Source organism: Oceanisphaera avium, assembly GCF_002157875.1.
Classification (GTDB): domain Bacteria; phylum Pseudomonadota; class Gammaproteobacteria; order Enterobacterales; family Aeromonadaceae; genus Oceanimonas; species Oceanimonas avium.
This window is the reverse complement of sequence record NZ_CP021376.1, coordinates 2,367,154-2,385,040: the sequence shown is the minus strand read 5'-3', so window position 1 is coordinate 2,385,040 and position 17,887 is coordinate 2,367,154. Positions and strand designations below refer to the sequence as shown.

20 protein-coding genes are annotated in these 17,887 nt (G+C 47.7%); 6 read left to right on the top strand and 14 right to left on the bottom strand.

Translation table 11 applies throughout. The features are described from left to right. Positions 1 to 166: 166 nt before the first annotated feature. The 3 genes from CBP12_RS10945 to bioH all read right to left on the bottom strand — a co-directional run bounded on the left by CBP12_RS10945 (position 167) and on the right by bioH (position 2,261). Positions 167 to 883: a YebC/PmpR family DNA-binding transcriptional regulator gene (locus CBP12_RS10945; protein WP_086964462.1), complete on the bottom strand. Its 717-nt coding sequence runs from the start codon at positions 881 to 883 to the stop codon at positions 167 to 169. A gap of 117 nt (positions 884 to 1,000) precedes the next feature. Continuing rightward, complete coding sequence (locus CBP12_RS10940) at positions 1,001 to 1,321, bottom strand: hypothetical protein (RefSeq protein WP_086964461.1); 321 nt, start codon at positions 1,319 to 1,321, stop codon at positions 1,001 to 1,003. A 166-nt stretch (positions 1,322 to 1,487) separates the two neighbouring features. Then, complete coding sequence (bioH, locus tag CBP12_RS10935) at positions 1,488 to 2,261, bottom strand: pimeloyl-ACP methyl ester esterase BioH (protein WP_086964460.1); 774 nt, start codon at positions 2,259 to 2,261, stop codon at positions 1,488 to 1,490. Between the two features lie 27 nt (positions 2,262 to 2,288). Between bioH and CBP12_RS10930 the strand changes: the two genes are divergently transcribed. Together CBP12_RS10930 and nfuA are read left to right on the top strand one after the other, a co-directional pair. Then, positions 2,289 to 2,999, top strand: a complete 711-nt coding sequence (locus CBP12_RS10930; RefSeq protein WP_086964459.1) for a ComF family protein — start codon at positions 2,289 to 2,291, stop codon at positions 2,997 to 2,999. 94 nt (positions 3,000 to 3,093) lie between these two features. Beyond that, a complete protein-coding gene (gene nfuA / locus CBP12_RS10925; RefSeq protein ID WP_086964458.1) occupies positions 3,094 to 3,672 on the top strand; it encodes a Fe-S biogenesis protein NfuA in 579 nt (192 codons plus the stop codon). Between the two features lie 140 nt (positions 3,673 to 3,812). Here the strand turns inward: nfuA and gpsA are convergent, their stop codons facing one another. Genes gpsA through CBP12_RS10910 form a run of 3 tightly spaced genes read right to left on the bottom strand, consistent with a single transcriptional unit; the run spans position 3,813 to position 5,778 of the window. Continuing rightward, positions 3,813 to 4,817: an NAD(P)H-dependent glycerol-3-phosphate dehydrogenase gene (gene gpsA / locus CBP12_RS10920; protein ID WP_086964457.1), complete on the bottom strand. Its 1,005-nt coding sequence runs from the start codon at positions 4,815 to 4,817 to the stop codon at positions 3,813 to 3,815. After that, positions 4,817 to 5,320 (bottom strand): protein-export chaperone SecB, encoded by a 504-nt coding sequence (gene secB / locus CBP12_RS10915; protein ID WP_086964456.1) that lies wholly within the window; start codon positions 5,318 to 5,320, stop codon positions 4,817 to 4,819. The genes gpsA and secB overlap by 1 nt, the downstream gene beginning before the upstream one ends. A 29-nt stretch (positions 5,321 to 5,349) precedes the next feature. Then, positions 5,350 to 5,778 carry a rhodanese-like domain-containing protein gene (locus tag CBP12_RS10910; RefSeq protein ID WP_086964455.1) on the bottom strand — a complete coding sequence of 143 codons (429 nt, stop codon included), beginning with the start codon at positions 5,776 to 5,778 and terminating at the stop codon, positions 5,350 to 5,352. A gap of 226 nt (positions 5,779 to 6,004) precedes the next feature. Here CBP12_RS10910 and gpmM point away from each other — a divergent pair, with 226 nt between their 5' ends. Then, positions 6,005 to 7,537, top strand: a complete 1,533-nt coding sequence (gpmM, locus tag CBP12_RS10905; RefSeq protein WP_086964454.1) for a 2,3-bisphosphoglycerate-independent phosphoglycerate mutase — start codon at positions 6,005 to 6,007, stop codon at positions 7,535 to 7,537. Between the two features lie 8 nt (positions 7,538 to 7,545). Further along, complete coding sequence (gene envC, locus CBP12_RS10900; RefSeq protein ID WP_086964453.1) at positions 7,546 to 8,829, top strand: murein hydrolase activator EnvC; 1,284 nt, start codon at positions 7,546 to 7,548, stop codon at positions 8,827 to 8,829. A gap of 122 nt (positions 8,830 to 8,951) precedes the next feature. Here envC and CBP12_RS10895 read toward each other — a convergent pair whose 3' ends face one another. Next, the gene (locus CBP12_RS10895; protein WP_086964452.1) at positions 8,952 to 9,203 is read right to left on the bottom strand and encodes a YkgJ family cysteine cluster protein; all 252 of its coding nucleotides are present in this window, start codon (positions 9,201 to 9,203) and stop codon (positions 8,952 to 8,954) included. 2 nt (positions 9,204 to 9,205) lie between these two features. Then, the gene (locus tag CBP12_RS10890; RefSeq protein ID WP_086964451.1) at positions 9,206 to 9,790 is read right to left on the bottom strand and encodes a gamma-glutamylcyclotransferase; all 585 of its coding nucleotides are present in this window, start codon (positions 9,788 to 9,790) and stop codon (positions 9,206 to 9,208) included. A gap of 217 nt (positions 9,791 to 10,007) precedes the next feature. Between CBP12_RS10890 and CBP12_RS10885 the strand changes: the two genes are divergently transcribed. Continuing rightward, positions 10,008 to 10,379 (top strand): acetyl-CoA sensor PanZ family protein, encoded by a 372-nt coding sequence (locus CBP12_RS10885; protein ID WP_086964450.1) that lies wholly within the window; start codon positions 10,008 to 10,010, stop codon positions 10,377 to 10,379. 25 nt (positions 10,380 to 10,404) lie between these two features. Further along, on the top strand, positions 10,405 to 11,766 hold the full coding sequence (locus tag CBP12_RS10880; protein ID WP_086964449.1) for a class II fumarate hydratase: 1,362 nt from the start codon (positions 10,405 to 10,407) through the stop codon (positions 11,764 to 11,766). A 166-nt stretch (positions 11,767 to 11,932) separates the two neighbouring features. On the opposite strand, the gene glpX is transcribed toward CBP12_RS10880, so the two are convergent. The 6 genes from glpX to ftsY all read right to left on the bottom strand — a co-directional run bounded on the left by glpX (position 11,933) and on the right by ftsY (position 17,831). Continuing rightward, positions 11,933 to 12,940, bottom strand: coding sequence for a class II fructose-bisphosphatase (gene glpX / locus CBP12_RS10875; RefSeq protein WP_086964448.1), 1,008 nt, complete (start codon positions 12,938 to 12,940; stop codon positions 11,933 to 11,935). Between the two features lie 36 nt (positions 12,941 to 12,976). Further along, positions 12,977 to 13,627: a carbonate dehydratase gene (gene can, locus CBP12_RS10870; RefSeq protein ID WP_086964447.1), complete on the bottom strand. Its 651-nt coding sequence runs from the start codon at positions 13,625 to 13,627 to the stop codon at positions 12,977 to 12,979. Positions 13,628 to 13,713: 86 nt separating this feature from the next. After that, the gene (gene rpoH, locus CBP12_RS10865; protein ID WP_086964446.1) at positions 13,714 to 14,571 is read right to left on the bottom strand and encodes an RNA polymerase sigma factor RpoH; all 858 of its coding nucleotides are present in this window, start codon (positions 14,569 to 14,571) and stop codon (positions 13,714 to 13,716) included. 195 nt (positions 14,572 to 14,766) lie between these two features. After that, entirely contained in the window at positions 14,767 to 15,714 is a 948-nt protein-coding gene (ftsX, locus tag CBP12_RS10860) for a permease-like cell division protein FtsX (RefSeq protein ID WP_086964445.1), read from the bottom strand. Then, positions 15,711 to 16,376, bottom strand: a complete 666-nt coding sequence (gene ftsE / locus CBP12_RS10855) for a cell division ATP-binding protein FtsE (RefSeq protein ID WP_086964444.1) — start codon at positions 16,374 to 16,376, stop codon at positions 15,711 to 15,713. Before ftsE ends, ftsX begins: the two co-directional genes overlap by 4 nt. Beyond that, positions 16,377 to 17,831, bottom strand: coding sequence for a signal recognition particle-docking protein FtsY (gene ftsY, locus CBP12_RS10850; RefSeq protein WP_086964443.1), 1,455 nt, complete (start codon positions 17,829 to 17,831; stop codon positions 16,377 to 16,379). Positions 17,832 to 17,887: the final 56 nt, after the last annotated feature.

Genomic DNA, 17,887 nt, shown 5'->3' with positions numbered 1-17,887 from the left:
CAGCTTTTTCAGTTACTTAACTTAATACCTATATAAATTATTATATTTTAACGAGCTGCTTGCCAGTGCGTTAAACACCCGTCATAAGTACGGCTATGGTTAATATTATAAAAAAAGCCCTCACTACAGAGGGCTTATTTTAGAGGCGCAGTTTAAATGGAGGTTATTAAAATTGCGCGTTGTGATACACGTTTTGTACGTCGTCAACGTCGGTAAGCAAATCAAGGAACCGCTCCATAAGGGCCACATCTTCACCATTAAGTTCGACTGTGGTTTGGGGCAGATATTGAATGCTGTCTACTTCGAAGTCGATATCGGGGAAGGCTTCGCTAAGCGCTTGCTTGGTTTTAAAGTATTCGGTTTGCGGCGCAAAAACGGTGATCATGCCCTCTTCACATTCTACGTCGGTTACGTCGACATCGGCGTTCATTAGCACTTCTAAAATGGCGTCTTCGTCATCACCGGCAAAAGCTAAAATGGCGCAATGATCAAACATATGACCCACGGTGCCCGAGGTGCCGATTTTGGCCTTAACCTTGTTAAAGCACACCCGCACATCACCAATAGTACGGTTAGGATTATCGGTTAAGCAGTCAACGATTACTAAGCAGTTGCCCGGGCCAAAGCCTTCGTAGCGGGCGGGTGAAAAGTCTTCGCCGGCACCACTGGTGGCTTTTTGTAGCGCTTTTTCAATAACGTGAGCCGGCACCTGATCTTTTTTCGCCCGATCGATTAACCCGCGCAAGCTTAAGTTGCCATCGGGATCGGCACCACCAGACTTAGCCACCACGTAAATTTCTCGGCCATATTTGCTATAAATTTTGCTCTTGGCATTGGCGGTTTTGGAGATGGAGTCTTTGCGGTTTTCGTAGGCTCTGCCCATGAGATGCTCTCGTTTATGAGTCTTAATAAGGGGCACAATTTTACACCTAGCCGTGCGCCAAATCTATTAATGGATAAGCCAGTCGCGCTGTCTAAAAAGTGCGCTGCTTTTCTCAATTTAGACTTCTATCTTAAGTGCTAACGTGGCGTCTTCTTCACTGCTTTGATAACGCTGGTGGATAACCTGCATGCGCTTGCTCATCGAAGGATTAGAGCCAATCCAGCACACTTCTCCTTGGCGCAGGCCAAGCCAGGCTTCAAACGCGGCTTGGCGACGAGCGCGCTCTCGGTCTTTATGACGGGGGCGAATAGGCACATAAGGCAACACCGCCGTAATATGAGGAATAATCGGGCGACGTGCTTTATCGGTAGCCGCAGCTTCGGTGCTCGGCGATGCAGCGTTAGGCGCTAAAGTGGGGTAAATAACAGGTATGGCCATAAGACTCTCCCTGAGATAAATAGCATCAGTGGCTAGCGAGCTAAAAAACGTTAATTAAAAACTGATCTATTACTGTTATAGATCGGCCGCGCTCTACTTTTCTATAGTGCTAAAGCTGTTTAACTATACGCCAATTTTTTTATTGTGCTGCAATCTTAAAAATACGCTATACCGACCTTAAAAAAGCACTAACTTCTGCTGCAATAAGCTGAGGGTGAGAAATAAAAGGCGCATGAGATGCTCGCTGTGCAATACAGTGTTGGCGATTATTAGGTGCCATTAAGGCTTCAATTAAGGGAATCGCTTGATAAGGCACTAAGGCATCAAGATGACCATAGAGTCGTAAACACGGCATAGTTAAGTTAAAAAGATGAGCGCGCAGGTCTACTTCGGCTAACAAGTTTAGCCCGCCCACTAAAGCTTGAGCTTGCGGTTGAGGCTTAGTGGCTAAACTGGTGCGTAATTGGCGAACATCGGCTTTAGCGTGCTCACTGCCCATGGCTTGCAGCGCTAAAAAGCGCTTAATCACCAACTGCGAGTCTTGGGCGAGTTGTTCGGCAAAACTCGCTAATACGTGGGGTTTAATACCCGGCCACTGCTCACGCGCCACAAAACAAGGGGAGCTAGCTAAGGTTAGTAAATGGCTAACGCGGTTGGGAGCTTGCAAGGCGGCCTGCGTTGCGACTAAACCACCTAATGACCAGCCTAGCCAAGCGGCGTGCTCTGGCACCACGTTTAATACCGCACTCGCCCACTCGTCTAAGCTGGCATTTAGGGGTAAAGCCGCACTATCACCGAAGCCGGGTAAGTCCACTATGTGGAGGCGAAAATGGCATGATAGTTGTGCCACTAATGGTTCCCACACAGCGCCATTCATTCCCCAGCCATGTACTAATACCAAGTCGGCCCCTTGGCCGTGGCATTCTACGTATACACTCATTATATCTTCCTCTCAATGCGGTGGCGTATGATAAGTCGGCTAATGACTGCTCTACAAGATGGTGGCGCTTGGCGAGCAACGTGGTGGTGGGGCCAATGTTTATTGTGTCGCCAGTCTTGCCAGCAGCAGCCGTTAATATGTCAACAATGTCAAGAGGAATTGCCGCTGCTCGCGCACACCTGTCGCTTATGCGGATTTACACTGCCAGTAGAAAACAGTGTATGCGGTCACTGTCAGCAAACACCTCCTCCTTGGCAGCGCATGCAAGTATTAGCAGATTTTATTCCGCCTTTTAGTGGTTTGATCCATGGCCTTAAATATCATCAGCAATCGTTAAATGGTCGTTTATTAGGGAAACTGCTGGCCATGCACATCACGCCTCCTTATCCAGAAGTGATTATTCCCGTGCCACTGCATTGGTGGCGCCAGTTACACCGCGGATATAATCAGGCGCAAGAAATTGCCCTTGGGCTGCAATCTCTACTCCCTTTAGCCATTGATAATGACAGCCTAAAACGCTCGCGCGCTACCGCGAGTCAAACTCATCTTAGCCGCAAAGAGCGCCAGCATAATTTGCACCATGCCTTTAGTGCTCGCCCTCTAAATTACCAACATGTTGCCTTATTGGATGATGTGCTTACTACCGGCAGCACCATGGCAGAGCTTACCCGTTTGCTACACCAACACGGAGTGAAAGTGGTAGAGGTGTGGGCGGTGTGTCGAACTTTAGATCATTAACTCAGTGCACAAAGCCGCTTGCTGTCACTATTCAAGCGCTGCCAACCAGAGTATGATAAAACTTGAGTTGTTTAGTCAGGTTTACGAGGTAGTTATGATTACGATTTCCGAAACCGCCCAGGAACACTTCTGCAAGTTGCTATCTCAGCAGCCCGAAGGCACCAACATTCGGGTGTTTGTGGTTAATCCGGGCACCCCTAGCGCCGAATGTGGCGTTTCTTATTGCCCACCCGATGCCGTTGAGCACGATGATCTGCATCTACCCTATAAAGGGTTTGAAGCGGTTGTCGATAAGCAAAGTGTCGCTTTCTTGGAAGATGCGGAAATCGACTTTGTGAGCGGCCAAATGGGCTCGCAACTCACGCTCAAAGCGCCTAATGCAAAAATGGCCCAAGTGCCAGAAGATGCGCCGCTTGCCGATCGCGTTGAGTATGTATTGCAGTCGCAAATTAACCCAGGCCTTGCCAGTCATGGTGGACAGGTAGTGTTAACCGAAATTACCCCAGACGGCCTGGCTATTTTGCAGTTTGGCGGCGGTTGTAACGGTTGCTCTATGATAGACGTGACGTTAAAAGACGGCATTGAAAAGCAGCTGCTTCAACAATTTGCTGGAGAAATTACCGGCGTGCGTGATGCCACCGATCACGAGCGCGGTGCGCACTCTTACTACTGATTATCAGTTAGTAATGAGCAGCAAAAAGGGAACCGTTTAGGTTCCCTTTTTTATTTATTTGTGAGGTGTGAGCCATTACAGAAAAACTTGGCATTGCGTTTTTTGCTTTTCACTAATCCCTAATCACCAGTCACTTAAAGCTATTCCGCTTTTCTATCACGACTCAGTAAATCAATGGCGGCCGCTTTGGCATCTTTGCCTTGATACAACACTTGATAGACTTGGTCGCAAATGGGCATTTCAACGTTATGGCGCTCGGCCAGTTGTTGAACTTCGGCGGCGTTACGATAGCCTTCTACTACTTGGCCAATTTCTGCCATGGCGGTAGCCACGTCTTTGCCCTGCCCCAGCGCTAACCCAAAACGACGATTCCGGGATTGGTTATCGGTACAGGTAAGCACCAAATCACCTAATCCCGCCATGCCCATAAAAGTATCTTGCTGGGCGCCTAATGCCACACCTAAGCGTTGTAGCTCGGCTAAGCCGCGGGTAATAAGGGCAGTACGTGCATTAGCACCAAAGCCAAGACCATCGGCAAGCCCGGCACCAATGGCAATCACGTTTTTAACGGCACCGCCTAATTGCAAGCCGACCATATCGTCATTTAAATAAACGCGAAATGAGCGACCGCAATGCAATAAATCCCCAAGCTCTTTACCAAAGGTATTATCGGTGGCCGCTAAAGCAATGGCCGTTGGCAAGCCTAAGGCCAGCTCTTTGGCAAAGGTGGGGCCCGAGAGCACCGCTAACGGCACCTGCTCACCTAATATCTCGCTAGCAACTACTTGCAATAGATTACCAGTATTAGGATCTAGGCCTTTGGTCGCCCAAGCAACTCGGCTATCGCTGCGTAAAAAGGGCTTTATTTGCTTTAATACATCGGCAAATACATGACTTGGCACCACAATTAATAAGTTGCGGCTGGCTTGCACCGCTTCTTTTAAGTCAGCGGTGAGCGTTAAGCTCTCCGGAAAGAGTGCATCAGGCAAAAAGACCTTATTGCAGCGGTCGGCGGCCAGCGTTGCTACCTGCTCGGCTCTGTGACTCCACAACAGGGTTTGATGACCATTGCGAGCTACCGCAATAGCTAAGGCGCTACCGTATGAGCCAGCACCCAACACTGAGATGGCGGCTGCATTAGGCATTAGGCATCCGCCTGCTGAGACTGCTGCTGTTGTTGGGCGCGCTGTACGTGGGCGGCAAACAAGGCATCAAAGTTAACGGGCGCAAGGTTGAGCTGAGGGAAAGAACCACGACCCACTAAGCTGCCCACAGTCTCACGCGCATAAGGGAATAATATATTAGGGCAAAACGCACCTAAACAATGCGCTAATTGCTGATCTTCCATATTCCCAATAGTGAAAATGCCTGCTTGCTGTATTTCACACAGGTAAGCGGTTTCATTTTCATTTAATACACAGGTGACAGTAAGTGTTAGGATCACTTCAAAGATATTATCGGCTAAGCGATTACTTTTAGTATCCAAGTCCAGCTTTATTTCAGGCTGCCATTCTTTTTGAAACACCACAGGCGTCGCGGGTGCTTCAAAAGACACGTCTTTTAAATAAATACGCTGAATTTGAAATTCAACCTGATTATCGGTTTGGGGTTGCGCTTCGCTTGCAGCACCGTTTATTGCATCAGTCATTAAGATATCCTTATTTAAAACGTAAGAAATTAGCGTTTAGTCACCGGTAAGTTTTGCGTGCGCCAATCCGACATACCACCGCGCAGTGCATAGACTTGGGCATAATCGGCTTTAGTTAGAACACGACCGATGCTGGTGGTAGTCATGCCGGTTTCACACACTAAGATAATCGGCTTTTGCTGATATTTTTGTATTTGGCTTAAGTCATTTGCTTTTAGCTGGCTGGCGGGCACATTAATGGCGCCACTAATATGACCTTTGCGAAATTCATCTGCATTACGAACATCTACCACCACCGCATCTTGCTTATTAATCAGCAATACGGCTTCTTGGGTAGGGATATTATGTACCTTGCTGAACTTAGTCATTACTGTCATGACAATAATCGCTGCGACTAAACCAATCCAAGCCACGACTAATAAGGTATTGTTTGCGAAAAAATCCAGATACTCTTGCATGTGCTTACTTCTTTTAGCGTCAAAATAGGGAAAAAAACGAGTATACATGGCGCATCGCTAAATAACAGCAGCCCGTTTATGATAACTATTGTCATTTATAAGTTCATGCTAAGCTTTAGCCATCTCGACAGCCCTTAGCTCAAGACCAAAATCGCAAGTGTAGTAGTATAAGTGCATTGCCTCTATCTCCTGCATCTCAAATATATAACAACATAGGGTTTACACTATGAACTCAACCAAAAAGCCCCTGGTGCTCATCATTATGGATGGCTGGGGCTATAGTGAACGAACCGAGCATAATGCTATTCACACCGCGCATACGCCGGTGCTCGATAATTTAATGAAAAACAGCCCGTCTATGCTGATCCATACTTCTGGCTACGACGTAGGCCTGCCTGATGGCCAAATGGGTAATTCAGAAGTGGGCCACGTTAATATAGGCGCTGGGCGCATTGTTTACCAAGAGCTCACCCGCATTGGTCATGCGATTGATAGCGGGGAGTTCTTTCGTAACCCCGCACTCACCCAAGCCATAGACGGAGCTGTCACTAACGGCAAAGCCGTTCATATTATGGGGCTGCTTTCTAACGGTGGCGTACACAGCCATGAAGACCAAATTGCGACCATGATTAAAATGGCCGCCGACCGCGGTTGTGAACATATTTATTTGCATGCTTTTCTTGATGGTCGAGATGTAGCACCGCGCTCTGCTCACGCCCCTTTGGCGCGCTTTTCGCAGATTTTTAAAGAGCAAGGTAAAGGTCGCATTGCTTCTATCGTGGGCCGTTATTTTGCCATGGATCGTGATAATCGCTGGGATCGCATCCAAGTAGCCTACGACTTATTAACTCAAGGCAAGGCTCAATTTCATGCACAAGATGCATTATCTGGCTTAAACGACGCCTATGGTCGCAATGAAAACGATGAATTTATTAGTGCGACAACCATAGGTGAGCCCGTCGCCATCAATGATGGCGATGCCGTTATCTTTATGAACTATCGCGCCGATAGAGCTCGTGAGCTTACTCGCGCTTTTGTAGAAGATGACTTTAGCCACTTTACTCGCCAAGCCCGCCCCGCACTAAGCAATTTTGTGATGCTTACCCAGTATGCAGCTGATATTGATACTGCTTGCGCTTATCCACCAGAGGCACTGCCTAATACCTTAGGCGAGTGGCTATCCAGCCACGGTAAAACACAGTTAAGAATTTCAGAAACTGAAAAATACGCACACGTAACGTTTTTCTTTAACGGTGGCCGTGAAGAATGCTTCCCTGGCGAACAAAGAGTAATGATCGCAAGCCCCAATGTTGCCACTTATGATCTACAGCCAGAAATGAACTCAGTATTACTGACTGACAAACTGGTAGACGCCATTAAGAGCCAAACCTTCGATGTTATTATTTGTAACTATCCGAACGGGGACATGGTGGGTCATACGGGGGTTTTTGAAGCTGCAGTTAAAGCCTGTGAAGCTATAGATACGGCAGTAGGACGAGTGGTTAGCGCCTTAAAAGAAGTGGGCGGTGAAGCCTTAATTACTGCGGATCACGGTAATGCCGAGCAAATGGTAAATCCCATCACTGGCCAAGTACAAACCGCACACACTAATCTACCGGTGCCACTGATTTATGTCGGCCGTGATGCTACGCCGGCCGCTAAGGGGCGCTTATCGGATTTAGCACCCACCATGCTACACTTATTAGGCATGGAAATCCCTGAGCAAATGACTGGCCAGCCGCTGATGCTTCTGAAATAATTAGCGCCATGCGCAACCAGCGAGCTCTCGCCTTATTCATGTTATTTAGTACCGGTCTTATGACCGGTACTTTCGCGTGGGCGAATGATAATGCGCAGCTAAAAAATGTTAAAAGCCAAATTAGCAGCCAACAACAAGACGTTGCGCAGCAGAAAAAACAACTTAGCCAATTGCAGCAACAATTAGCTAATGATGAAAAAGCCATTTCTCAACAAGCGCGCAAGCTTAACGAAACCCAGCACCAGCTTAAAACTAATGAGCGCGAGCTTGCTGAACTTGATAAAGAGCATGACATCCTTAATCAAGAGGCTCAGCAGCAAAAAGCCTTACTTGCCGAACAAGTACGCGCCTCTTATCAAAATGGCCGACATGATTATTTAAAGTTGCTGCTTAATGGCCAAGACAGCACCGAAATAGACCGCCTGTTGCACTATTACGCTCATTTAAACCAAGTGCGCGCCAATGCGTTACAAGAGCTGGCAAGCACCATGGAGCGCCTAGCCGCTAACCGCCGCCAAGCAGAGCAAAGTCGTAATCAGCTCAATTCGCTCTTAGCACAGCAAGAAAAGGAACAAGAAAAACTCAAAGCGCAGCAAAGTAAACGCAGTGCTACCGCTAAGCAGCTTAATGCCACGCTAGATAAAAGTAATCAGCGATTAGCGAGTCTTAAGCAATCGGCAGATAAACTCGAGCAACAAATTAAGGCCGCTATTGCTAAGGCGGCGCGAGAGCAAGCCGCCCGTGAGCGCGCGGAACGTGAAGCCCGAGAACGTGCTGAGCGCTTAGCAAAAGAGCGCGCGGCAGAAGAAGCGCGGGCGCGCAATGCCGGCCGTGAACCTTCCCGCCCCAGTGAAGTGCTAAGAAGAAAACCTGTAGTAGCCAAAACCAATGGTAACTTTGGAGGCTTAAGCAAAGGCACCCTACCTTGGCCGCTTAAGGGAGAATTAGTGCATCGTTTTGGGGGGGCTCGTACCAGTCAATTAGCGTGGAAAGGACTATTAATTGGCGCACCCAGTGGGCGCGAGGTCAGTGCCATTGCGAATGGCCAAGTTGTCTACGCTGATTGGCTAAGCGGCTTTGGCATGGTGTTGGTTATCGACCACGGTAAAGGCTACATGAGCTTATACGGTCATAACCAATCTTTGCTGTGTAACCCTGGCGATAAAATAAGCGCCGGCCAAGCGATTGCGCTCAGTGGCGCCAGTGGTGGCCAAAATAAGTCGGGCTTATATTTTGAAATTCGCTATCAAGGCACGGCCATCGACCCCCTACCTTGGTTACGCAAAGGGTAGCGCTGGCTAAAAACGCCGTACGCTATACGAGGGACGCGTTACGTTTACACCTAATACAGGAAAGTTCGGAGCAAGTCCGCCATAGTGGCAAAGAGCGGTGCTTGTGTTTAGCGTATAGCGCGTTAACAGGTGGCCATTTCTAGCTCATTAATCAGCCACATGGCTTGGGCTTTATTCTCCCCACAGACATCCTTCATGGCTTTAAAGCTGGCACATACGGCCGGGCGCTCTGGCTGACCAAAAATAGCACAGCGCATATCTGACATTAAATGCACACAAGGTATGCCGGCCGGCTTTCCTTGAGGCATGCCCGGCAAAGGGCCGCTAATACTTGGCGCAATACAACAAGCACCGCACTGACTTCTACATTCCATGACTACTCACTTATTTGCTGAACATGGGCCGCTAATTGAGAAACATGCTCGTCTTGCATTCCTAATTGGCGCAAAGCGTTATCTAAATTTAATAAATAGTCGCGATTCTCACCACTGGGCCCTTTCGCTTGAACAATTTGCTGGGCAATAGCTAAAAGCGGCGCTTCGCCTAGGTAGGCCTCACTATCTGCCGTAGCGATATAAACTAGGCCCGACACCTGAGTGGAGGGCGCACCACTTAGCTGCGATGATAAATAAATAGGAATAAGCTCACGCAAATAGCCATTTTTTTCTCTTATATCTAAGTCGGCTAATACCGCAGGCGTAATACGATAGGCCATGCCATCACAGCGCGCGCCCTCGTCTTTAATTAAGGTAACCACGCGCCCCGGCGATTGCACTGTACCTCGGTGATCATGAGAGCCGTGCCAAAAACGACGACTCCAGTTAAAAATAGACGCCGGGCGGCGCTCAAGATAAGCAAAGCCGGCCTTCCAGATAAGCGAGCCATAGCCAAATAACCAAAAAGAGTCACACTGGTCAAAATAACGCCTTTGGCTATTATGCTCGCGCGTATCAAAGCTCATCTCCCCTCCTGATGCCAAACTGATAACAAACTAGAAATAGTAACGTCTTATTACTAAGCGCAATCACTGCGCGCTGGTTTACTATAAAAAATATAAAAATTTAGCAGGCAAGGAGCGGCGACACTGGTATTGGTTACCTAGTTTAAATAAGCGGTTTAAGGCGAATAGCTGCGCTGAGGGCCTGCATGATAAACTGCGCTTTTTATGAGGTATTATTATGCGACTCACCATCCACAATGTTAAGCACATTCCCGCTCAGCACCATGCTCATGTAGCACTTATTTTAGAAGGCCAGCCCTTGCCAGAGCAGGCAGAGTTTTACTTAGCTACTTTTAACGACAAAGCCGTCGCACTCGCTTGGTGCGAGCAACAGCAACTCAGTTTTATCGCGGTGCGCGATATTACGCGCCGCCGCGGTATTGGCCAAGAGCTATTGCGGGTAATTAAACATGCCGCCAAGCAGCAAGGTTATTCGCAACTCACTTGCCAACCACAAGCTAAACCCAATCAACAAGCGGGCTTAGTCGCGTTTTTACAAAGCCAAGGCTTTAACGGCCAGACTCCAGTGCTAAGCTGTAACCTAGAGTAATTTCTAATACCGCTAAGGAGACTGCATGCAAACGCGAATTGAACATGACTCTATGGGCGAAATAACCGTGCCTGCTGACGCTTTATATGGCGCACAAACGCAAAGAGCCATCGATAATTTTCCTATTTCCGGACAGTCACTGCCGCCCGCGTTTATTGCCGCTGTGGCCAAGCTAAAAGCCGCCTGTGCTCATGCTAATGGCAAGCTTGATAGACTCGATAGCGCTAAAAGTGATGCCATTATTAAGGCCGCACACGCTGTGATGGCGGGTAAATATCCAGATGCCTTCCCAATCGATGTCTACCAAACTGGCTCAGGTACCAGTACTAATATGAACGTCAATGAGGTATTGGCTCACTTAGCCGCCGCCGAGCTTAAACAAAGCGTGAGTGCCAATGATGACGTGAATATGGGCCAAAGCTCTAATGATGTGATCCCCTCCGCGCTGCATGTGAGTTGTGCCTTGGCTTTATCTCGTGAATTAATGCCCGCCCTCTTAGAGTTAGAACAAGCAATATTAACGAAAGGCGAGCAACTAAAAGATCAGGTAAAAACTGGCCGTACCCATTTAATGGATGCGATGCCGCTGCGCTTTGATCAAGAATTAGGCGGCTGGGCCACACAAATACGCTACGGCGCACAGCGTCTAGAGGGCTTACAAAGCCGTTTACAACAGCTGGCTCTGGGAGCCACCGCCATTGGCACCGGCATTAATGCCGATCCTCGCCAAGCCCAATTAGCTTGTGATTATTTGAATCAAGAAACCGGACTTCATTTTTGCCCCGCCGACGATTATTTCTATAGCTTAAGTTGCCAAGATACGGCGGTTGAGCTTTCGGGTCAGCTAAAAACGCTGGCCGTGGCACTAATGAAAATAGCTAACGATTTACGCTGGATGAACTCAGGCCCGTTAACCGGCATTGGCGAAATACAACTGCCGGCGCTGCAGCCTGGTTCTTCTATTATGCCCGGTAAAGTTAACCCAGTGATCCCAGAAGCGGTGGCCATGGTGGCGGCGCAGGTAATAGGGCTAGATACTGCTAACACAGTTGCCGGCCAGTCTGGGAATTTTCAGCTAAATGTGATGCTGCCTTTAGTAGCAAATAATCTCTTGCATATGTTGGAGTTACTCAGTAATTGCGCACCGCTTTTAGGACAAGCGATTAGCGGCTTTAGCGTTAATCAACACCATATTGATGAAAACCTCGCTAAAAATCCTATCCTAGTCACGGCGCTTAATCCGGTAATTGGCTATGAAAAGGCCGCTAAAATAGCCAAACAAGCGTACCAAGAGCAAAGAGCCATAGTCGATGTTGCCCAAGAGCATACGGATATTTCACTCGATGAATTACACAAATTACTGGATCCCGCAGGCTTAACTCGCTAGAAAGCATGAAGCTGCTGGCTATTTTTTACAGCAAGTGGTGGGTTGAAGGATAACGCACAGAAGCACAACGTTAGGCACAAAAAAAGGGATGCCGAGGCATCCCTTTTTCACTCCAAGCGAAGAAGAAGTTAGAAGCTGAGTCTTCATCTTTACCTTGGCGCGCGGCTTATAAAATAATATCTTTTATCGCTTGGCGCTTGCGTGACAATATATGAGTAGAGCGGATCCGACGCACAGTACGGGATTTACCGCGGATCACCAAAGTTTCAGTGTGCGCATATACGCCGTCACTGCTAATTCCCTCTAGTAAGTCCCCTTTGGTAATACCGGTCGCGGCAAACATCACGTTGTCGGTACGCGCCATATCTTCCAGTTTTAGTACTTCACCCACTGCAATGCCCATTTCTTGGCAGCGCTTCACTTCTTGTTTACCAATCGCGATATTTTCTTCGGTGGGCTCTTTAACTTCATAGCGAGGAATTAATCGCGCTTGCATATCACCATCCAAAGAGCGCACCGCAGCCGCAGAAATAACGCCTTCTGGTGAACCACCGATGCCGTATAACATATCCACTTCACTTTCTGGCACGCAGGCTAAAATAGAAGCCGCCACATCCCCATCTGGTATAGCAAATACGCGCACACCTAAAGCTTGCATAGTCTTAATTATTTTGTCGTGGCGCGGCTTAGCTAAGGTGATCACCGTAAAGCGTGAGAGTGGCTTATTTAAGGCTTTAGCTACGGCTTTAATATTTTGTTCAATCGACTTAGTTAAGTCGATAATGCCTTTCGCGCCTGCGCCAACAATTAGCTTTTCCATGTACATATCGGGCGCACGCAAGAAAGCGCCTTTCTCACCTACGGCAATCACGGCAAGCGCGTTAGGCTGACCCATGGCGGTCATGCGAGTGCCTTCAATGGGGTCTACGGCAATATCAACTTCTTCACCGCCAAGCCCTAATTTTTCACCAATATAAAGCATAGGTGCTTCATCAATTTCACCTTCACCGATAACAATTTCGCCATCGATGTTTATTTCATTTAATACATGGCGCATGGCTGCAACGGCCGCGCCATCTGCGATATTTTTATCGCCTCTTCCCAACCACTTATAGCCGGCTAGTGCCGCTGCTTCCGTGACTCGAGAGAACTCTATGGCTAATTCACGTCTCATGATATTTCCTAGTGTTCAAATACCCGCCGAGGCGGATTACTTGTCTAATATACGCTGCTGCAAAATACGATAGACGTCAGGAGTTTCTTCTTGTTCTGATACGCAAACGTCTAAGTCATGCAGTCGACCATCTTGGATACCGTAAACCCAACCATGTACCGACAGCTCTTGGCCACGTTGCCAAGCATGCTGCACTATGGTGGTGCGGCATAAATTTGCGACTTGCTCTACGACATTAAGCTCGCATAAGGCATCTTCCCTTAGCTGCTCATCTTCTATTCCGAGTAAGTCTTTGCGATAACGCTGATATAAGTCTTTTAAGCTGGCTAACCAGTTATCGATTAAGCCTAGCTCTGCATCACCCATGGCCGCTTTTACTCCACCACAGCCATAGTGTCCGCAAATGATAATATGCTTCACTTTCAGCACTTCTACCGCATATTGTACCACCGACAAACAGTTAAAATCGGTGTGCATTACCAGGTTAGCCACATTACGATGTACAAAGACATCGCCCGGTAGCAAACCCGTTAATTGGTTAGCAGGAACGCGGCTGTCTGAGCAACCAATCCATAAATATTCTGGTGCCTGTTGTAAGGCGAGCTTTTCAAAAAAAGCCGGATCTTCGGACTTAATACGCTCAGACCAGTCTTGGTTATTGTCAAACAGCTGCTTTAATATTCTCATGGGAGTTCCTACTTTTTTCTTTTTTAGAATAGATAATCGGCGGAAAAAAAGGCCCCGCGAGGCCTTTTATACGACCTTATTATCACTTAAGAATCCATGGCCGCTTTCAGCTTTTTCAGCGCGCTTTTCTCAAGTTGGCGAATACGCTCTGCAGACACACCGTATTCGTCGGCGAGCACTTGCAGTGTGGTTTTATCGTCTTCGTCTAACCAGCGCGCTTGAATGATATGTTGGCTACGCTCATCTAGGGTAGCTAACGCAGCACGCAGCCGGCGATTACTGGTTTGCTCCCAGTTATCCGCTTCTACTTGATGCGCCACATCCGAGCTGTGGTCTTGTAAATATTGCACCGGAGAAAATTGGCTATCGCGATCATCTTCATCTGCAGACAGATCAAAAGCGGGATCTTGTGCGCTCATGCGCGACTCCATTTCCACCACTTCTTCGGGGCGCACGCCTAAATTTTCAGCCACCATTTCTACTTCGGCTTGGTTAAACCAACCGAGGCGTTTTTTGGACTTTCTTAGGTTAAAGAATAATTTACGCTGGGCTTTAGTGGTAGCCACTTTCACTACCCGCCAATTACGCAATACATATTCGTGGATCTCAGCTTTAATCCAATGCACGGCAAAAGACACTAAGCGTACCCCCACATTGGGATCAAAACGCTTAACGGCCTTCATTAGGCCAATATTGCCTTCTTGAATTAAGTCCGCTTGAGGCAAACCATATCCCGAGTAGCCGCGGGCGATATGCACCACAAAACGCAGATGAGACATAATCATCTGGCGAGCAGAGCTTAAGTCACCTTCGTTAAATAAGCGCTCAGCCAGAGACTGTTCTTCTTCGGCGCTTAACACAGGTATGGTATTTACTGCCTGAATATAGGCCTCCAGGCTACCTTGAGGAACCAAGGCAAAATGGCGCTGAAAATCTGTTGTCATTGCACTCGTATTCATTATTACATGACTCCGTATTAAGGCGCTAAGCAGTACCGGCGCTAATTTGGCCCAACGGGATAAGTACTGCGTAGTGCATAGCGGAAAATGTAGCTATTAAAGACTAGAAACCAAGAGCTGGCTTTAATGGGCGTATATAAGACCATATTTACCCTATAAAGTTCAACTCAGTTAAGGCTTTTAGCTAGGTTCTATGGCTCGTATGTGACGGTGTACCGAAAAACCCGATGCTAATAGGCTCAATAAGGTACCGGTGAGGATCACCAATAAGCTCTCTTCTAAGTTTAGACCCAATAAATTAAACTCACTCTGATATAAGTCAGCTAAAGAAGTTACTTTATGACTGAGCCAAAACACCATGACTAAGGTTAGCCACCAAGCGAGCAAACCACCAATAATACCATACCAAAGCCCCACATATAAAAAGGGGCGCTGAATAAAGCGGTCGGTGGCACCCACTAACTTCATGACTTCAATTTCATAACGACTATTAAGAATATTAAGGCGCAGCGTATTGCTCACTACCAATAATACTCCCGCTAATAATAACGTCGCCATCCCCACCACTACTTGGCGCAATAGATCGACGATACCAGAAAGACGTGCCAACCACGCCATATCAAGGCGCGCGGTTTCAACTATGGGCTCTGCATTCATATCAGCTAATAATAATTCGGCGGCATCGGGCGCGCGCCCCGTTTCTGATAGATTTAAAATTAACACCGCCGGCAAAGGATTGTCGGCCAGTAAATCCAGCGCTTCAGAAAAGCCCGCTGCCCCTTGAAAATCTTTTAAACCCTGCTCGGCACTAATATAAGTGACATTGGCAATATCGGCTGATTGCGCTAGCTGCGTTTGCAGCTTAGTGATTTGCTCTTCAGTGGCATCTTGTTGTAAATAAAGACTAATTTGCGCCTTACTTTGCCAAACCGCACTAATAGACTCAGCGTTTTTAAGTAATACATAAAAGCTAGCCGGTAGAGCAAGACTCACGCCTAAGACGGCTATGGTCATTAATGAGCTCAACGGGGTGCGCCAAATTTCTCCTAAACTAGCAAACAGTTGGCGGACATGATCGGCAACATACATAGCAAAACGCTGCAACACAGATAATTTATGGCGGCTCATAGCGTGGTCTCCGCAACCAGTCTGCCTGCACTTAAGGTCAGTGTTCGGTGGCGTTGTGCATTAATAAGCCCAGTGTCATGGGTGGCAATTAATACACTCACGCCCACGCTGTTAAAGGCTTCAAACAAGCGTAATATCTCCATGGACAAGGCCGGATCTAGATTACCCGTCGGTTCATCGGCTAATAAGAGCGAAGGTTTATTCACAATAGCGCGAGCAATTCCCACCCGCTGCTGCTCACCGCCCGATAACATTAATGGAAAGTACCTGTCTTTGCCTAACAAGCCTACTTTATCTAACGCAGCCGACACTCGCCGGCGAATATCATTATGGTTATAGCCTTCAATAACGAGCGGCAGCGCGACATTATCAAACACAGTGCGGCCATTAATAAGATGATGGTCTTGAAAGATCATGCCAATACGTCGGCGCACATAAGGTATATGGCCACGGCGAATACGACTCACATCTTGACCATTAAAAAATACTTGGCCGTCTGTGGGTCGCTCCATCACACTAATTAGCTTAAGTAAGGTACTTTTTCCGGCACCGGAATGGCCCGTTAAATAGGCCATTTCACCTTTGCCGATATCAAAGCTCACTTTTTGTAGCGCTTGAAAGCCGCCACTATATACCTTGCTTACCTGCTCAAAGCGGATCATTTATTCATCCTGACTGAAAAGGGCATCAATAAAGTCTCGAGCAACAAACGGACGTAAGTCGTCAATTTGCTCGCCCACGCCAATATAGCGAATTGGAATGCTAAATTTATCGGCTACCGCAAAGATAACGCCGCCTTTCGCAGTCCCATCTAATTTGCTTAAAACAATGCCACTAATAGGCACCGCCTCATTAAATATCTTGGCTTGGCTCAGTGCGTTTTGCCCAGTACCCGCATCTAGGGTTAATAAAATTTCGTGAGGTGCAGCACTATCTATTTTTTGCATCACACGCACCACTTTTTTCAGCTCGTCCATAAGGTGAGACTTATTTTGCAAACGCCCCGCCGTATCCACTAGCAATACATCCACTTTACGTGCTTTTGCCGCTTCTACGGCATCATAAATAACAGAGGCGGCATCGGCCCCCGTGTGCTGAGCAATAACCGGGATTTTATTACGCTCACCCCATATTTGTAGCTGTTCTACAGCGGCCGCGCGAAAGGTGTCTCCTGCCGCTAACATGACCGACTTACCTTCGCTTTGAAATTGGCGTGCTAACTTACCGATAGTGGTGGTTTTACCCACGCCATTCACGCCAACCATTAAGATAACATAAGGAGTAGGTGCGCTCTCTATCACTAAAGGTTGTTCAACCTTATGCAAAATAGCGGTCATTTCTTCTTTTAATAGCTCATACAAGGCTTCGCCGTCTTTAAGCTGGCGACGATTTGCTTGGCGCGTTAAATTATCAATAATCGCAAGGGTGGTTTCTACGCCTAAATCTGCCGTTAACAGCTGTGTTTCTAGTTCTTCAAATAAGTCATCATCAATTTTCTTGCCGCTAAATAAGCCAAAAAAACCGGATCCTATATTTTGACGGGTTTTAAGCAATCCGCTTTTTAGCCGCGAGAAAAACCCCGCCTTAGGCGTTGCCATTGATAGCGCTGCTTGTGCTTCAGCTTCTTCAGCTGCACGCTGCTCTTCAGCCTCTGCCGCTAAGCGAGCTTCCTCGGCTAAACGCTGTTCTTCTGCCGCTAGACGAGCCTCTTCGGCTAAACGCTGCTCTTCGGCCTCTGACGCTAGACGAGCCTCTTCGGCTAAACGCTGTTCTTCGGCTTCTGCTGCTAGGCGAGCTTCCTCAGCTAAACGCTGCTCTTCGGCCTCTGACGCTAGACGAGCCTCTTCGGCTAAACGCTGTTCTTCGGCTTCTGCCGCTAGGCGAGCTTCCTCAGCTAAACGCTGTTCTTCGGCTTCTGCCGCTAGGCGAGCTTCCTCAGCTAAACGCTGTTCTTCGGCTTCTGCCGCTAGGCGAGCTTCCTCAGCTAAGCGTTGTTGTTCGGCTTCTGCCTTAAGGCGTGCCTGTTCGCTTTGCTGTGCATCTTGTTCTTCGTTTATGCCTGGCTGCTCTTTGCTTTTACCAAGACCTAACCAAGAAAAAAAACCTTTTTTTGCCATTATATTATTACTCACCAATGTCGGGGGGAGATTAGAGCTGGCCGTAGCCCTGTCCC

Coding starts and splice junctions, on each gene's coding strand:
- secB (WP_086964456.1), bottom strand. CDS start 5,320: ATGACTGATGCAATAAACGGTGCTGCAAGCGAAGCGCAACCCCAAACC.
- bioH (WP_086964460.1), bottom strand. CDS start 2,261: ATGAGTGTATACGTAGAATGCCACGGCCAAGGGGCCGACTTGGTATTA.
- ftsX (WP_086964445.1), bottom strand. CDS start 15,714: ATGAGCCGCCATAAATTATCTGTGTTGCAGCGTTTTGCTATGTATGTT.
- CBP12_RS10930 (WP_086964459.1), top strand. CDS start 2,289: ATGATAAGTCGGCTAATGACTGCTCTACAAGATGGTGGCGCTTGGCGA.
- ftsE (WP_086964444.1), bottom strand. CDS start 16,376: ATGATCCGCTTTGAGCAGGTAAGCAAGGTATATAGTGGCGGCTTTCAA.
- envC (WP_086964453.1), top strand. CDS start 7,546: ATGCGCAACCAGCGAGCTCTCGCCTTATTCATGTTATTTAGTACCGGT.
- nfuA (WP_086964458.1), top strand. CDS start 3,094: ATGATTACGATTTCCGAAACCGCCCAGGAACACTTCTGCAAGTTGCTA.
- ftsY (WP_086964443.1), bottom strand. CDS start 17,831: ATGGCAAAAAAAGGTTTTTTTTCTTGGTTAGGTCTTGGTAAAAGCAAA.
- gpsA (WP_086964457.1), bottom strand. CDS start 4,817: ATGCCTAATGCAGCCGCCATCTCAGTGTTGGGTGCTGGCTCATACGGT.
- CBP12_RS10910 (WP_086964455.1), bottom strand. CDS start 5,778: ATGCAAGAGTATCTGGATTTTTTCGCAAACAATACCTTATTAGTCGTG.
- CBP12_RS10945 (WP_086964462.1), bottom strand. CDS start 883: ATGGGCAGAGCCTACGAAAACCGCAAAGACTCCATCTCCAAAACCGCC.
- CBP12_RS10890 (WP_086964451.1), bottom strand. CDS start 9,790: ATGAGCTTTGATACGCGCGAGCATAATAGCCAAAGGCGTTATTTTGAC.
- CBP12_RS10895 (WP_086964452.1), bottom strand. CDS start 9,203: ATGGAATGTAGAAGTCAGTGCGGTGCTTGTTGTATTGCGCCAAGTATT.
- CBP12_RS10940 (WP_086964461.1), bottom strand. CDS start 1,321: ATGGCCATACCTGTTATTTACCCCACTTTAGCGCCTAACGCTGCATCG.
- CBP12_RS10885 (WP_086964450.1), top strand. CDS start 10,008: ATGCGACTCACCATCCACAATGTTAAGCACATTCCCGCTCAGCACCAT.
- can (WP_086964447.1), bottom strand. CDS start 13,627: ATGAGAATATTAAAGCAGCTGTTTGACAATAACCAAGACTGGTCTGAG.
- CBP12_RS10880 (WP_086964449.1), top strand. CDS start 10,405: ATGCAAACGCGAATTGAACATGACTCTATGGGCGAAATAACCGTGCCT.
- rpoH (WP_086964446.1), bottom strand. CDS start 14,571: ATGACAACAGATTTTCAGCGCCATTTTGCCTTGGTTCCTCAAGGTAGC.
- glpX (WP_086964448.1), bottom strand. CDS start 12,940: ATGAGACGTGAATTAGCCATAGAGTTCTCTCGAGTCACGGAAGCAGCG.
- gpmM (WP_086964454.1), top strand. CDS start 6,005: ATGAACTCAACCAAAAAGCCCCTGGTGCTCATCATTATGGATGGCTGG.